Annotated in this window: 15 protein-coding genes and 1 pseudogene; 15 read left to right on the top strand and 1 reads right to left on the bottom strand. The window is 63.4% G+C overall.

Features of this window, described 5'->3' with window-relative positions; genetic code table 11:
* Positions 1-22: 22 nt before the first annotated feature.
* The 4 genes from CDV46_RS00080 (at position 23) to CDV46_RS00065 (ending at position 3,025) form a co-directional block, all read left to right on the top strand.
* Positions 23-415, top strand: coding sequence for a hypothetical protein (locus tag CDV46_RS00080; RefSeq protein WP_087721548.1), 393 nt, complete (start codon positions 23-25; stop codon positions 413-415).
* A gap of 48 nt (positions 416-463) precedes the next feature.
* A complete protein-coding gene (locus tag CDV46_RS00075) occupies positions 464-1,273 on the top strand; it encodes an AraC family transcriptional regulator (RefSeq protein ID WP_087721450.1) in 810 nt (269 codons plus the stop codon).
* A 121-nt stretch (positions 1,274-1,394) separates the two neighbouring features.
* Complete coding sequence (locus CDV46_RS00070; protein ID WP_087721449.1) at positions 1,395-2,438, top strand: threonine aldolase family protein; 1,044 nt, start codon at positions 1,395-1,397, stop codon at positions 2,436-2,438.
* Between the two features lie 107 nt (positions 2,439-2,545).
* On the top strand, positions 2,546-3,025 hold the full coding sequence (locus tag CDV46_RS00065) for a VOC family protein (RefSeq protein WP_087721448.1): 480 nt from the start codon (positions 2,546-2,548) through the stop codon (positions 3,023-3,025).
* Between the two features lie 94 nt (positions 3,026-3,119).
* On the opposite strand, the gene CDV46_RS00060 is transcribed toward CDV46_RS00065, so the two are convergent.
* Complete coding sequence (locus CDV46_RS00060; protein ID WP_087721546.1) at positions 3,120-4,364, bottom strand: MFS transporter; 1,245 nt, start codon at positions 4,362-4,364, stop codon at positions 3,120-3,122.
* A 171-nt stretch (positions 4,365-4,535) separates the two neighbouring features.
* Here CDV46_RS00060 and CDV46_RS00055 point away from each other — a divergent pair, with 171 nt between their 5' ends.
* The 11 genes and pseudogenes from CDV46_RS00055 to CDV46_RS00005 all read left to right on the top strand — a co-directional run.
* The gene (locus tag CDV46_RS00055; protein WP_087721447.1) at positions 4,536-5,474 is read left to right on the top strand and encodes a LysR family transcriptional regulator; all 939 of its coding nucleotides are present in this window, start codon (positions 4,536-4,538) and stop codon (positions 5,472-5,474) included.
* Positions 5,475-5,493: 19 nt separating this feature from the next.
* Positions 5,494-6,108, top strand: a complete 615-nt coding sequence (locus CDV46_RS00050; RefSeq protein WP_087721544.1) for an LON peptidase substrate-binding domain-containing protein — start codon at positions 5,494-5,496, stop codon at positions 6,106-6,108.
* A gap of 143 nt (positions 6,109-6,251) precedes the next feature.
* Positions 6,252-7,139 (top strand): hypothetical protein, encoded by an 888-nt coding sequence (locus tag CDV46_RS00045; RefSeq protein WP_087721446.1) that lies wholly within the window; start codon positions 6,252-6,254, stop codon positions 7,137-7,139.
* Between the two features lie 126 nt (positions 7,140-7,265).
* Entirely contained in the window at positions 7,266-7,955 is a 690-nt protein-coding gene (locus CDV46_RS00040) for a GntR family transcriptional regulator (protein WP_170936024.1), read from the top strand.
* A 181-nt stretch (positions 7,956-8,136) separates the two neighbouring features.
* The gene (dkgB, locus tag CDV46_RS00035) at positions 8,137-8,940 is read left to right on the top strand and encodes a 2,5-didehydrogluconate reductase DkgB (RefSeq protein WP_087721445.1); all 804 of its coding nucleotides are present in this window, start codon (positions 8,137-8,139) and stop codon (positions 8,938-8,940) included.
* A 119-nt stretch (positions 8,941-9,059) separates the two neighbouring features.
* Positions 9,060-10,370: an MFS transporter gene (locus tag CDV46_RS00030; protein WP_087721444.1), complete on the top strand. Its 1,311-nt coding sequence runs from the start codon at positions 9,060-9,062 to the stop codon at positions 10,368-10,370.
* A gap of 105 nt (positions 10,371-10,475) precedes the next feature.
* Positions 10,476-11,081, top strand: a complete 606-nt coding sequence (gene tadA, locus CDV46_RS00025; RefSeq protein WP_087721443.1) for a tRNA adenosine(34) deaminase TadA — start codon at positions 10,476-10,478, stop codon at positions 11,079-11,081.
* A gap of 35 nt (positions 11,082-11,116) precedes the next feature.
* Positions 11,117-12,049 carry a muramoyltetrapeptide carboxypeptidase gene (gene ldcA, locus CDV46_RS00020; RefSeq protein WP_087721442.1) on the top strand — a complete coding sequence of 311 codons (933 nt, stop codon included), beginning with the start codon at positions 11,117-11,119 and terminating at the stop codon, positions 12,047-12,049.
* A gap of 326 nt (positions 12,050-12,375) precedes the next feature.
* On the top strand, positions 12,376-13,332 hold the full coding sequence (gene puuE, locus CDV46_RS00015; RefSeq protein ID WP_087689065.1) for an allantoinase PuuE: 957 nt from the start codon (positions 12,376-12,378) through the stop codon (positions 13,330-13,332).
* A 92-nt stretch (positions 13,333-13,424) separates the two neighbouring features.
* The gene (gene uraD, locus CDV46_RS00010; RefSeq protein ID WP_237171927.1) at positions 13,425-13,958 is read left to right on the top strand and encodes a 2-oxo-4-hydroxy-4-carboxy-5-ureidoimidazoline decarboxylase; all 534 of its coding nucleotides are present in this window, start codon (positions 13,425-13,427) and stop codon (positions 13,956-13,958) included.
* Positions 13,959-14,029: 71 nt separating this feature from the next.
* Positions 14,030-14,429 (top strand): annotated as a pseudogene (locus CDV46_RS00005) (allantoicase); the annotation flags it as partial.

Raw genomic sequence — 14,429 nt, 5'->3', positions numbered from 1 at the left:
CACGCAACAGGAGTTACCGACCATGCCACTCGATCCACAGATGTTTTCGATCCACGACATTCGCGAGTTGCCGTTTGTCCTCTTCAATCAACACGCCGCCGAGCCCGGCTATGCCCGCCAGTGGGAAGCAGAAATGGCCGCGCTCGTGAACAACGGCGAACCGTTCGTGGTGGTCTACGATCAGTTGAAGGGCGACGAATCGCACGAAGACCGCAAGCAGCGCGCCGTCTGGCTCAAGCACAACAAGGCGGCGCTGGCCGAAGTGTGCAAGGCGCTCGTGAGCATCGAGCCCGACGACGCGCAGCGCGCCATGGTCAAGGCAATGGGCGAGACGGCGGTCAAGGCGTTCGGCATCGCCCATGAAGCGGTTGCGACACGAGAGGAGGCGCTCGCGCTGGTCCGGCGCCTGACATAATGCAGGCTTGCGCATGGCGGACGGCCGGCTGCGGGCAGGAGGCGGGTGGTGTCAGAAGAGGTGCATTACAGTCATTCGAGCGACATTCCGGGCTTGACGCTGGGCACGGCGCGTTTCGCCGAGTTCCGTTTTGCGCCTCACTACCATCTCGACTGTCATATCGCGCTGATCGCCAGCGGCGTGCAACGGCAAACCATGCGGGGTGAGTCGCTGGTGCTGACCCGAGGCACGATCCAGCTCATGCCGCCGGGCGAAGTTCATGACGGCACGGCAGGCGCCGAAGCCTCGTACACGCTCCAGACGTTTCGGCTCTCGCCGGCCTTGCTAGACGGTCTCGGTGAAGAAATCACGGGCAAGCACTATTTCCCGTCGCAGGCCGCCGTCGTGCTTCAGGACGCGAGCCTTGCCGAACAACTGCTGGGCATCCATGCGGCCTTGCGCCAGCCTTGCGGCGACGTCATGCGTAGCGAAACCCAAGTGCTTTCCGTGCTTGAATCGCTGTTTGCCCGCATGCGGCGGCCGGCACCGCTGGCGGTCGCGGGGGCGCTGTCGTCACAACAATTGCAGCGCGTGCGCGATTATGTGGAGGCCCATGTCGCGGAGAAGATCGTGCTGGAGGACTTGTCGGGTCTGGTCGGCCTTGACCGGTTCCGGTTTCTCAAGTTGTTCAAGCACGCCATCGGCATGACACCGCACGCGTGGCTGCTGCGAATGCGGCTCGAAAAGGCCGTGGCGCTGATGCATGCGAATCGTGAGATGCCCATGACGGATGTCGCGCACGCCGTTGGGTTCTTCGATCAAAGTCATTTCACGCGGGCCTTTCGGCAGGCCTACGGGGTGACGCCCGCGCGATTCTGATGCCCAATGGGCACCCCGATCAATTTTTTACAAGGCGATTCGGATAACTGCCGGTAGTCTTCTGTCCAGTGCCCGGCCGGACCCTCGTCCGGGCGTTCCTCTTCCAAGGCAGAAGCCCGGTATGACGACTTTCAGCTTTCTCGACGATTACAGCGAGGGTGCACACCCCGACATCCTCAGCGCGCTCACGGCATCCAACCTCGAACAACAGCGCCCGTACGGCGACGACGACTACTGTGCCGACGCGACGGCGCGTATCAAGGCGCGTCTGGGCGATCGCTTCCAAGGCGCGATCCACTATGTCGCCAGCGGCACGCTTGCCAATATCGTGTCGATTGCCGCTTGCCTGCGGCCACACGAAGCCGTGATCGCGGCGACCTCCGGGCATATCGTGACGCGCGAGGCGGGGGCCATCGAGGCGACCGGCCACAAGTTGATCGTCGTGCCGCCCGTTGACGGGAAACTCACGCCGCAGAGCATCGAAGCGGCGCTGGCCAGCAACGCGCATTTTCCGCACATGGCGAAGCCACGGCTCATCTATCTCTCGAATGCCACGGAGACGGGAACGGTCTACACGCTGGCGGAACTGAGCGCGATATCCACACTGGCCCGGCAACGCGGGCTCTTGTTGTTCGTCGACGGTGCGCGATTGGGCGCGGCGCTGGCCTCGGACCAGAACGACGCGACGCTGGCCGATATCGCGTCGCTGGCGGATATCTTCTGGATCGGCGGCACCAAGGCGGGCGCACTGATCGGCGAGGCCATTGTCATTTGCCATCCCGAACTGGCGGTGGACTTTGCGTTCCATCTCAAGCAGCGCGGCGCGATGCTTGCCAAGGGGCGCTTGCTGGGCATTCAGTTTCAGGCGCTGTTCGGCGACAACGATCTGTTCTTCCGGAACGCACGCCATGCTAATGCGATGGCCGCGAGACTAGCGGCAGGCATCGTCGCCAACGGGCATCAACTGGCTTCGGATACGGCCACGAATCTGGTGTTCGCGATACTGCCCGACACCGTCATCGAAGCGATGAAGCGCGACTTTGACTTCTACGTCTGGGAGCGCGCCGATGCCAGCCGTTCACTGGTTCGGTTGGTGACATCGTGGGCGACGGATGTCCGGCAAGTCGATGCGTTTCTGGCGTCGCTCGCTGAATCCGACAAATAAGGTTGGGGTAGTCCAGCGCGTCAGGCTTGGGATAGCGAACGTTTGCTGCCAGCGACAGGACTATCATGGGCGCGCACGCGGTTGCGTGCGTCTGACAGGAGATAGCGATGACACAACTCGTCACCATGCTTTGGTTCGATCAGGGTCAGGCCCGCGAGGCCGCTGAGTTCTATGCGGCAACGTTTCCCGATAGTCATGTCGACGCCAGAAATGTTTCGCCCATCCCGGGCATCGGCGCGGGGCCGGAATTGACTGTCGATTTCACCGTGGTCGGCCGCCGTTTCGTCGGGCTGAACGGTGGGCCGAATTTCAAGCCGAATGAAGCCGTAAGCTTCATGGTGGTGACCGGCGATCAGGCAGAGACCGATCGTTACTGGAACGCCATTATCGGCAACGGCGGGGCGGCCATGGATTGCGGCTGGTGCAAGGATCGCTGGGGCTTTTCGTGGCAAATCACGCCGCAGCGTCTGCTCGATCTCATCGGCGGCAGCGATCCCGTCGCCGGACGGCGCGCCATGGAAGCCATGATGCAAATGCAGAAGATCGATATCGCCACACTGGACCGTGCGGTCGCCGCCGCGGACTGACGCGACGGCGCGATCGGCACGCCGAAGTGCCACCGGCAGCGCCTGATTCACGCGATCTGCCGGGCCCTTCGGCGGGGTTCACCTCAAGTGCGACTTAGTGACGGCGTCGCGGCGCAAAGCCGTGCCGTCGCGCGGCGAAGGCGACAAGCCACGCCGCCAGCACCAGTCCGAGCAACACCCAAGGCATGGCCTTCGCCCCGAGCGTTTCGAGCACGGCCCCCCCGAGCACGCCGCTGACGGCGAACGACAGATTGAACACAGTCACGAGCATCGACTGCGCCACGTGTTCGTGTTCCCCCGCAGCATCGCCCAGTGCGGTTTGCAGCAGTGTGGGGGCGCCGCTGAAGCTCAAGCCCCAGAACACGGCACCGAGGCAGAGCACTGGCCACGACTCGCCCCATCCGCTGAACGCGACAATCACCAGCGCAAATGTGCCCAGCGCCACCAGTACGAGCCGGCGCAACCAGCGATCCACCCACATGCCCACGCCCCACAGGCCGATGAGCGTGCAAATGCCGAACGTCGACAGCACGGTCGCCAGACGGTCTTCCCGGCCGACCGATGCCAAAAACGGTGCGATGTAGGTGTAGAGCGTGTAGTGCGCAATGACCCACAGCATCACGACGGCCAACACCGGCCGCACGCCCGGTAATCGCAGCACGTCACCGATGCGGGCGCGCTCGCCGACTGTCTCGGCATGCACGTCGGGCACGATGAGTTGCACCCAGCCGACCAGAATCAGCGCGAACGCCGACAGACCGCCGAACACCCAGCGCCAGCCGATCAGGTGTCCGAGCCACGTGGCCATCGGCACGCCGAGCGCTAACGCTAACGGCACGCCCAGCATGGCAATCGCCAGCGCCCGGCCCTGACGCGACGGCGGCACGAGACGGCGCGCATAGGTGGCGATCTCGCTCCACGCCAGCCCGGTGGCCATCCCAACGACGAAGCGCGCGGCCAACGAGAGTGCGAAGTGCGTCGACACCGCCGTGACCAGATTGCAGGCGAAAAAGCCGAGCAGCGCGGTGGTCAGCACCCGGCGGCGCGGCCAGCGCTGGAGCAGCGTCGTGAGCGGCACTGCGCCGAGCCCGGCGCCCAACGCACAGAGCGTCACCCACTGACCGGCCCACGCTTCGGACACATGGAAGCCTTCGGCCAGTTGCGGCAGTAAGCCGGCGGGTACGGTTTCGTTGGCGGCGGCAACGAACGTGGCAAGCATCAGCGCGACCATCGACGCCCACGGTGTGGCGTCGGAAGCATGGCCCGGGGTGATGGGGATGTCAGCAGGGCAGACAGGTGCGGCGCGACCGCCACTGGTCGCGGGGGAAGGAGAGGACATGGTCATTCATCGGCATCGAAACGTCCCCGGCAGGGACAACATGACGAAGTCTGCCGATGCGAGTTACATTTGATAATTCGTCGAATAATTGAATGACTTTCAAATCTGACAGGCAAATGGATCGATTAGATCAACTAGATCGCGTCAATCGAACGCAGGGGATGCGGGCAGATGGCCACTGACAAGCTGGGCGATATGCGCCTGTTCACGACAGCGGCGACGCTCGGGAGTCTGTCGGCGGCCGGTCGCAAGCTGGGGCTCTCTCCGGCGGCGGCGAGCGCGCGGCTGATGAAGCTCGAAGCGTCGTTGCAGACGCGGCTGTTCGTGCGCACGACGCGTCAGTTGCGCCTCACGGACGAGGGGCGTGTGTATCTCGAACATTGTCTGGTGGCGTTGCAGGCCATCGACGACGGCGAGGCGGCGCTGCAAGCGGGTTGCGCCGCCATTCGCGGCAAGATCCGGCTCTCGGCGTCGACGGACTTCGGGCTGCACACCCTCACGCCATGGCTGGACGAATTCACGGCGCGCTATCCCGATGTGCGTTTGTCGATGACGCTGACCGATTCGATCTCGCATCTCGTGCAGGACGACGTCGATCTCGCCATCCGTTTCAGCGAACCCGATGACGGTGCGCTGGTGGCCCGTCGTCTCGCGCCGATGTGCCGCGTGCTCTGCGCGTCGCCCGAGTATCTGGCCCGGCATGGCGAGCCACAGACGCCCGAGGCGCTGGCCGCGCATCAATTCATCGTGCTGGTGACGTCGTCCGGTCCGCTGAACGAATTTCACTTCCGCAAGCACGAGGCCACGTGGCAGTTCACGGTGCCGATGGCACAGGCATGGGAGACGAACGACGGCACGCTGGCGCGGCGCTGGGCGCTGGACGGTCGGGGCATCGTGCGCAAGACGTTATGGGACGCGGCGGACGACGTACGGGCAGGGCGGTTGAAGATTCTGCTGACGGATTACATTGCGAAGGAACCGGGCGTGTACGCTGTGCGGCATCGCACGCGCTACATGGTGCCGAGGGTGCGCGCGCTGCTCGATTTTCTGATCGAACGCTTCGCGCAGGAGACCGCACGCTGGCCGAATGTCGACCGGTGCCAAGTTTGACTTCATGTCATCATACGGCATGGCAAAGATCCCCCTTTTCCCGCTCGGCAACGCCCTGTTTCCCGCAGGGGTGCTGCATTTGCGCATCTTCGAGGTGCGCTATCTCGACATGATCAAGCGCTGCCTGAGCGAGGGGACCGAGTTCGGTGTCGTCGTGCTGCGGCAAGGCAGTGAAGTGCGCCTGCCCGATTCGCAGGAAGAGCCTGCGATGATCGGCACCCTGGCGCGCATCGATGACTGGCGCGCGCCGATGCCTGCGCTGCTCGAACTGGTCTGCCGGGGAACGACGAAATTTCGCCTTTCGTCCGTCGAGCTGGCCAAATACGGCCTGTGGATGGGCGAGGCCGAGATGCTGCCCGACGATGCGCCTACGGCCATTCCCGACACTCTGCAAGTCAGCGCCGATACGCTCGGCAAGCTGATCTCCGGCTTGCAGCGCGACCCGGCCCGTGCGGCCAAATTGCCGCTCGCGCCGCCTTACCGGCTGGACGAATGCGGCTGGGTGGCCGATCGCTGGGCGGAGTTGCTGCCGCTGCCGGCGCACGAAAAAGAAACGCTGCTCGGCATCGACGATCCGGTCGCCCGTCTGGCCCGTATTCAGGCGTTTCTGACCGATCACGGCGTGTTGTCCTGACGCCATCACGGCATTCTCTTGCGTCGCCATCCTCGCTGATCGGCGATAATCCCGCCTGCAAAGTTCTCCTCTCACGTCGCCGCGTCGTCCCGTGAATCCCGCCGGGGCGATGTTCCGCGCGGCGCGACCGTAACGAAAAATCCATGACAGTCCAGATCAACCAAGAACTCAAGGCGTACATCGATCCGCTCACGGCAGACGAATACGCGGCGCTCGAACAGAGCCTGCTTGCCGAAGGGTGCCGCGATGCGCTCGTCCTGTGGGGCGACGTGCTGGTCGACGGCCACAACCGCTACGAAATCTGCTGCAAGCACGACATCGAATTCCGCACGACGCAGAACCCGTCGTTCCAGTCGATGGACGACGTGCGTCTGTGGATGATCGACAACCATCTGGGCCGCCGCAGCGTGTCCGACTACCAGCGCGGCGTGCTGGCCCTGCGCAAGAAGACGATCATCGAAGCCCGCACGGCCGTGCTGGCGACGGCGGACGAGGCCCCGGCCGCGCCTTCGGCGTCTGGCGAAGCGCAGGACGGCGCCGCTCCTGCTGCCGCTTCGGGGATTCCGGCGCACACCATGGCGCTCACGCGTGCCGCTCTGGCACGCGCGGCCAAACTGTCGAGCAATACGCTCGGACAGATCGAACAGATCCATAACGCAGCGGCACCGGAACTGGTCGATGCCGTGAAGCGCGGCGAAGTGTCGATCAATGCCGCGGCGGCTGTCTCGACGCTGCCCCAAGCGGCGCAGGTCGCGGCCGTGGTGGCGGGCAAGCAGGAGTTGCGCGAGTTGGCCCGTCAGGTGCGCGAAGCGCGCCCGGTCAAGCCGCGCAAGAAGAAGGGCGAAGACGAGAACGAGATGGAAGACGACGGCACGCCGCCGTGGGACACCAGCATCGATCCGTCGCAGTATCCGGACGAGCTGACGCGTCTGGGGAACGAGCTCAAGGCCATGACCACCGAGCGCGATGCACTCAAGAAGAAGGTGGCCCACCTGACGATCGCCCTCGCTGAAGCGCGCGCTGGGAAGTAACGCCTGTCGCCAAGCCACGCATCGATTCGCAAGCGTCGATGTGTGACATATATCGATAAAAATATTATTTCGTATATTGGATCCAATAAATTGGAATTGGATCCATAATCGCAAAAACTGTAGGAAATGTGCTCTAATCGCGCCATGCGCCCCCCCGGACCCCAAGCACTTCATCAGGCTATTCGCGACACGCTACGAGACGAGATCTTGAGTGGCGTGCTCCCGGGTGGTTATCAATTGCGCCAAGAGGCCTTGGCTGAGCGATTCCACGCGAGCCGCGTGCCCGTGCGCGAAGCGTTGCGCCAACTGGAAGCGGAGGGGCTGGTCACGCACCATCTCAACCGTGGCGCGACCGTGGCGAGCATGAATCTCGAGCAATTGTGCGAGTTGCTCGACATTCGCGTGGCGCTGGAATGCCATGCCGCCAAGCTGGCTGTGCCGAACATGGCCGAGCGCGACTTTCAGGTGATGGAGCAGATTCTCACCGAGTACGCCGCGTCGGAAGTCGTGTCGGAGTGGGCCGAATTCAACCGGCGATTCCATCTGGCGCTCTGTGCGCCGGCCAACAACCGGCGGTTGCGCATGCTCATCGAAGAGTACTGTCTCAACACCGAGCGTCACTCGCATCTCGCGATGTCGCAGGCCACCGGCAAAGAGAAGCCGCAGCAAGATCACTACGAAATCCTGGCGGCATGCCGTCGTCGCGACGTGAGTGCCGTCGTGTCGCTGCTCGAAGCGCACATCCTCGCCACACGCAATGAAATCAAGGCGATGGCGCGCGAGGACGGCGGTTTCCTCAATTACGCCGCCGTCTGAGTCTTTCGATTCCCGAACGCCACAGCCTGAGTTGCACAGATTTGTGAATCTACGTCACGAATCTTGTGCGACTGCGGGGACTTTTGGGGATCGGGCGATTGGGCCACACTGTCGTTCTTTGTCGCGCCATTCAACCGTTGTTGATTTTTTCGGCGCGACGTTTTGACAGGAGATGGCATTCATGACGCTTCCCGCATTCGGTCTGGGGACTTTCCGCCTCAAGGGCCAAACCGTATTCGACACCGTGACCAACGCGCTCGATCTGGGCTATCGCACCATCGACACCGCGCAGATTTACGAGAACGAAGCCGATATCGGCCGTGCGCTGGCGGCCTCCAGCGTCAAGCGTGACGATCTGTACCTCACCACCAAAATCTGGGTCGACAACTTTTCCCGCGACAAGCTAATTCCGAGCCTCAAGGACAGCCTGTCGAAGCTGGGCACCGATCGGGTGGATCTGACGTTGATTCACTGGCCGTCGCCCGCCAACGCCGTGTCCATGGACGAGTATCTCGGCGCGTTGCTGGAAGCCCGCGCGCAGGGGCTGACCCGGGCGATCGGCGTGTCCAACTTCACCATCGCGTTGTTGCAACAGGCGATTGCCATTGCCGGGCCGGACCAACTGGCGACCAACCAGATTGAGCTGAGCCCGTATCTGCAAAACCGCAAGCTGGCCGAATTCGCCCGCGCGCAAGGTGTGCCGGTGACGTCGTACATGACGCTGGCGTACGGCAAGGTGCTCAACGACCCGGTGCTGGTGAAGATTGCGCAGGCGCACGGCGCGACGACCGCGCAGGTGGCGTTGGCGTGGGCGATGCAGCAGGGTTACGCCGTCATTCCGTCGTCGACCAAGCGCGAGAATCTGGCCAGTAATATGAAGGCCTGTGACCTGCGTCTGAGCGACGACGACATGCAGCAAATCGCGACGCTCGACCGCAACGACCGTCAGGCCAACCCGGCCTCGCTGGCCCCGGCTTGGGACTAAGCAAGACGGCGGCCAACGACCTGTAATACGGTCGCGCCGGCAGAAGTGAAAGCCATGATGTCAAGTGTCGCGCCAAGTGCTATCTTGAGTGACATCGTCCCCGGTGAGGTGCACGCATCATGGCTGCCAGTCCTGCTGATTCCGCTTCCGTGTCCCAAAAGCCTTCCTCGAAATTTGCCACGGTGATTCGCGTCACCAGTGGCAATTTCATGGAGATGTTCGACTTCTTCCTGTTCGGCTTTTACGCCACCTACATCTCCGCGACGTTCTTCCCGTCGGGTGACGAATTTGCGTCGCTGATGCTCACCTTCATGACGTTTGGCGCAGGGTTCCTGATGCGGCCGTTGGGCGCCATCATCTTGGGCGCGTACGTCGACCGGATCGGGCGGCGGCGCGGGCTGATCGTCACCTTGTCCGTGATGGCCATGGGGACCATCCTCATCGCCTTCGTGCCGGGCTTCGCCACCATTGGCTACGCCGCGCCGCTGCTCGTGCTGATTGGCCGGTTGTTGCAGGGCTTTTCGGCAGGCGTCGAACTGGGTGGCGTGTCCGTTTATTTGTCCGAGATGGCGACGCCGGGGCACAAGGGCTTTTATGTGAGCTGGCAGTCGGCGAGTCAGCAGGTCGCGATCATCGTGGCTGCGTTGCTGGGGTACTTGCTCAACAAGTGGCTGACGCCGGGGCAGGTGGCCGACTGGGGCTGGCGCGTTCCGTTCTTCATCGGTTGCATGATCGTGCCGGTGCTCTTCTACATCCGGCGTTCGTTGCAGGAAACCGAAGCGTTTCTCGCACGCAAGCATCGTCCGAGCACTCGCGAAATCTTCCGCTCCATGCTGGAAAACTGGGGCCTCGTGGTGGCGGGCACCATGCTCGTGGCCATGACCACCGTGTCGTTCTACCTCATCACCGTCTACACGCCGACCTTCGGCAAATCCGTGCTGAAACTGTCGACCACCGATGCGTTGGTCGTCACCTTCTGCGTGGGCGTGTCCAACTTCATCTGGCTGCCGATCATGGGGGCGTTGTCCGACCGGATCGGGCGGCGGCCGTTGTTGATCGTGTTCACCGTGCTGACCATTCTCACCGCGTATCCGGCGATGGCGTGGCTGGTCGTGCAGCCGACCTTCAGCAAGATGCTCGTCGTCGAACTGTGGCTCTCGTTCCTGTACGCCAGCTACAACGGGGCCATGGTGGTCGCCCTGACCGAGATCATGCCCGTGGACGTGCGCACGGCCGGTTTCTCGTTGGCCTACAGTCTGGCGACGGCGTTGTTCGGCGGCTTCACGCCTGCGGTCGCGACCGGGCTCATCGGGCTGACCGGCAACAAGGCTGCGCCCGGCTGGTGGATGACCTTCGCGGCCGTGTGCGGCCTGATCGCCACCCTCGTGCTGTATCGAAAACGCGGCGCGGCCACGGCGGCGATGGCCTGACGGCGCGGCCGTGCGAGAATATCGCATTGCCAAAGCGGCCCATTGCGCTGCGTGGCGTCTCGCCGAAGGGCGGGGCGTTGCGTGGCGGCTTTCCGTCAGCGTTACATGAATCGAGATTTACCCGCCTCCGACGACCATCCCGACGTTCCGCCGGGCGACACCGATCCGGCCCTCCACGGCACTCCCGAAGCGACCGCAGACGCGACCTATATGGGGCTGGCGCTCGAGCAGGCGCGCGCCGCCATGTTGCAGGGCGAGGTCCCCGTGGGGGCCGTGGTCGTGTGCGACGGGCAGGTCGTTGCCGTCGGGCACAACTGTCCGGTGGGTGGCCATGACCCGTCGGCTCACGCCGAGATGCAGGCCTTGCGTGCGGCCGCTCGGACACTAGGCAACTACCGGCTGCCCGACTGCGAGTTGTACGTGACGCTGGAGCCGTGCGTGATGTGTGCGGGCGCGATCATGCATGCGCGCATCAAGCGTGTCGTGTACGGCGCGGCAGACCCCAAGACGGGCGCTTGCGGCAGCGTCGTCGATCTGTTTGCGGAACCGCGGCTCAATCACCATGCCGAAGTCGTCGGCGGGGTTCGTCGCGACGAGTGCGTCGGCATACTGCAACGGTTCTTCAGTGAACGTCGTGCCGCTGCACGGGCACGACGGCTTGCCACTGCGGCCGAAGCCACCGGTAAAGCGCCCGCGCCCGACACCCCCTGAAACAACTCCCCCAACGCCTACCCGGGACAACCCAATTGACCCAGACGAAGCTGCTTGAACTGATTGCGCCTTCCGGCTATCCGGCCAGTCTTGAAGTCGCCGCGCGCGGCATCGAGACGCTCGAGCGCCTTGGTTATGCCGTGAACAACCGCGAAGCCCTCGAGCGCCAATACCTGCGTTTTGCCGGCACCGACGCCGAGCGCATTGCCGAGATCAACCGTCTCGCCGGGCGCGACCATCCGGTGCCCGACGTCATTCTGGCCGTGCGCGGCGGATACGGCGCGGTGCATCTGCTCGACCAACTCGATTACGAGGGACTGCATCGACGCCTGTCCGGCACGCCGGCGGCGATCGTCGGTCATAGCGACTTCACCGCGCTGCAACTCGCCTTGCTGGCGCGTTCGCACCTGACGACCTTCTCCGGGCCGATGCTGACCGCCGACTTCGGGGCCGAGACCCTGAGCGACTTCACGCTTTCGCATTTCCAGTCGATTCTGAGCGCGCCCGAGCACGTGGCCGAATGGACCGGTGACGGGGGCAGCAAAGACATCGACGTTGCGGGCACCTTGTGGGGCGGTAATCTAGCGATGGTGTGCAGCCTGATTGGGACGCCTTATCTGCCGCAGATCGACGGTGGCGTGTTGTTTGTCGAAGATGTGAACGAACCGCCTTACCGGGTTGAGCGCATGTTGTATCAGTTGCATCAGACCGGCATTCTCGGGCGGCAGCGTGCGCTCGTGCTGGGCGACTTCTCCGAATACCGGCTGAGCGAGTACGACAACGGCTACGACATGGGCACCATGATTGCCAGCATGCGCAAAGTCGTCGGTATTCCTATCGTCACGGGTTTGCCGTTCGGCCATTGCCCCGACAAGCTGACCTTGCCCGTGGGCGGTCAGGCGAGGTTGCAGACGTCGGGTGAGCGCGTCACGCTCACGCTTACGGGATATCCCTATAAGGCGGTCTGACGCCGTAAATCACCGCCGCCGCATCGTTTGAACAACCACGCCGGGCCGAATTTCGCGCCCGGCGTTGTTTTTTGGGTTTCGTGCAGATCCGGGGCGCTTTGGGGGATTTGCAGGGGAAATCGCTGTCAGTTCGCCGGAGAACGGGCAGGGCGTTCAGGGCCGCCAGTGCGCCGGATGGGGCGGCCTGAGCATCGCCGAGCGGGTGCGGTGAAGGGCGACTATATGTCACGGCACAGCTTGAATATCTGTGTACGGCTATGTTTTGCCGGAGTGGATTTGGCTACACTGCTTCGATCGTTTCGCCGTCACAAGGATGCCAAGACATCATGGCCAGCAGCCCAGCCAGCAACACCGCAAGCTCCAAGGATTATCCCCGCGACCTGATCGGCTATGGCCGCCACGTGCCGTTTGCCGATTGGCCGGGCCGTGCGCGCGTCGCCGTCCAGTTCGTTCTGAACTACGAAGAAGGTGGCGAGAACTGCGTGCTGCACGGTGACCGTGCGTCCGAGCAGTTCCTCTCCGAGATCATTGGCGCGGCCGCGTACGAAGCCCGTCATATGAGCATGGAGTCCATTTACGAATACGGTTCACGTGCCGGGGTGTGGCGAATTCTGCGTGAATTCGAGCGCCGTGGATTGCCGCTGACCGTCTTCGGCGTGGCCATGGCCATGCAGCGTCACCCGGAAGTGACCGCCGCGTTTCAGGAGCTGGGGCATGAGATTGCGTGTCACGGCTGGCGCTGGATTCACTATCAGAACATGGACGAGGCGACCGAGCGCGAGCACATGCGCATCGCCATCGACATCTTCAAGGAAATGACCGGCAGCGCGCCGCTGGGTTGGTACACCGGGCGCGACAGTCCCAACACGCGCCGGCTCGTGGTCGAGCAGGGCGGGTTTGTCTACGACTCCGACAACTACGGCGACGACCTGCCGTTCTGGACGCAGGTGGAAACCAGCAGTGGCGAAGTGAAGCCGCATCTGGTCGTGCCGTACACCCTCGATACCAACGACATGCGCTTTGCCGCGCCGCAGGGTTTCAACACCGCCGACCACTTCTTCCATTACCTGCGCGACGCGTTCGACGTCTTGTACGCCGAGGGTGACGAAGCACCGAAGATGTTGTCGATCGGCATGCACTGCCGGTTGTTGGGTCGTCCGGGGCGCTTTGCGGCGTTGCAGCGATTCCTCGATCACATCGAGAAGCATGACCGGGTGTGGGTGTGCCGACGTATCGACGTGGCACGCCATTGGCAGGAGCGCCACCCGTTCGTGGCCGCTTGAGTTCATCACCTAATCTAGAAACCGACAGGCGTCATCGGGCTGCGCGAGGGAGCGCGGCGGGGCGCCACCCTTGTTCTCCAGGAGAGCAGTAAATGAACGCCCCGTTGCCTATGACCCAACGTACCGTTGCCGCGTTGTCGGCGCTGCCGCGCGCAGAATTCATCGCCGCACTCGACGGCATTTTCGAGCATTCCCCGTGGGTGGCCGAAGCCGCCTGGGAAGATCGTCCGTTCGCCACCGTTGCCGCCTTGCACGATGCGATGTGTCAGGCCGTCATCGATGCCGGCGAAGGCCCGCAACTCGACCTCATCCGTGCCCACCCGGAATTGGCGGGGAAGGCGGCCGTCCGTGGCGAATTGACGGCCGAATCCACGCGTGAGCAGGCCGGTGCCGGTCTCGACCAATGCAGCGCCGAAGAGTTTGCGCAGCTGACGCAGTTGAACGACGCCTACAAGGCCAAATTCGGTTTCCCGTACATCCTCGCCGTGCGTGGACATACGCGCAGCAGCATCATCGAGAACTTCGCGACGCGACTGGAAAACAGCCGTGCCGACGAGATCGAAGAGTGCCTGCGTCAGATATTCCGCATCGCGGGTTTCCGCTTGCAGGATCTGGTGAGCGACTGAGTCACCCGCCAGCAGGTTTAAGCACCATCCGCATCACCGTTTCAGACACTAAAGCGCATTAAGGAGTTGGCATGGCCCTCGCCCCGCAAGACCCGAACGCACCGGAATTCGTGCGCCGTTACGTCAATCTGGCCGACCCGCGTCTGGGTGCACAGGCACTGGTGGCCAGCGACGAATTCTTCGCGGCCAAAGAGCGCATGCTCAACCCCGACCCTGCCGTGTTCATCCCCGGCAAGTACGACGACAACGGCAAGTGGATGGACGGTTGGGAGACGCGCCGCAAGCGCGTCAACGGTTACGACTGGTGCATCGTCAAGCTGGCGCGTCCGGGCGTGTTGTTCGGCGTCGATCTCGACACCAGCCACTTCACCGGCAACTTCCCGCCCGCCGCCTCATTGGAAGGCTGCTACAGCCCCGACGGCACCCCGGCAGATAACGCCGAATGGTTCGAACTGCTCGCCTCGACCACGT

It is taken from the genome of Pandoraea sp. PE-S2T-3, from assembly GCF_002179965.1.
Classification (GTDB): domain Bacteria; phylum Pseudomonadota; class Gammaproteobacteria; order Burkholderiales; family Burkholderiaceae; genus Pandoraea.
The sequence above is the reverse complement of the archived record's forward strand: the minus strand, read 5'-3'. Positions and strand labels throughout refer to the sequence as shown.

Excerpts from the sequence above, each read along its gene's own strand:
- CDV46_RS00045 (WP_087721446.1), top strand. The coding sequence starts at position 6,252 with ATGACAGTCCAGATCAACCAAGAACTCAAGGCGTACATCGATCCGCTC.
- CDV46_RS00070 (WP_087721449.1), top strand. The coding sequence starts at position 1,395 with ATGACGACTTTCAGCTTTCTCGACGATTACAGCGAGGGTGCACACCCC.
- CDV46_RS00030 (WP_087721444.1), top strand. The coding sequence starts at position 9,060 with ATGGCTGCCAGTCCTGCTGATTCCGCTTCCGTGTCCCAAAAGCCTTCC.
- CDV46_RS00065 (WP_087721448.1), top strand. The coding sequence starts at position 2,546 with ATGACACAACTCGTCACCATGCTTTGGTTCGATCAGGGTCAGGCCCGC.
- CDV46_RS00055 (WP_087721447.1), top strand. The coding sequence starts at position 4,536 with ATGGCCACTGACAAGCTGGGCGATATGCGCCTGTTCACGACAGCGGCG.
- CDV46_RS00050 (WP_087721544.1), top strand. The coding sequence starts at position 5,494 with ATGGCAAAGATCCCCCTTTTCCCGCTCGGCAACGCCCTGTTTCCCGCA.
- tadA (WP_087721443.1), top strand. The coding sequence starts at position 10,476 with ATGAATCGAGATTTACCCGCCTCCGACGACCATCCCGACGTTCCGCCG.
- CDV46_RS00040 (WP_170936024.1), top strand. The coding sequence starts at position 7,266 with ATGTGCTCTAATCGCGCCATGCGCCCCCCCGGACCCCAAGCACTTCAT.
- CDV46_RS00080 (WP_087721548.1), top strand. The coding sequence starts at position 23 with ATGCCACTCGATCCACAGATGTTTTCGATCCACGACATTCGCGAGTTG.
- puuE (WP_087689065.1), top strand. The coding sequence starts at position 12,376 with ATGGCCAGCAGCCCAGCCAGCAACACCGCAAGCTCCAAGGATTATCCC.
- CDV46_RS00060 (WP_087721546.1), bottom strand. The coding sequence starts at position 4,364 with ATGTCCTCTCCTTCCCCCGCGACCAGTGGCGGTCGCGCCGCACCTGTC.
- dkgB (WP_087721445.1), top strand. The coding sequence starts at position 8,137 with ATGACGCTTCCCGCATTCGGTCTGGGGACTTTCCGCCTCAAGGGCCAA.
- uraD (WP_237171927.1), top strand. The coding sequence starts at position 13,425 with ATGAACGCCCCGTTGCCTATGACCCAACGTACCGTTGCCGCGTTGTCG.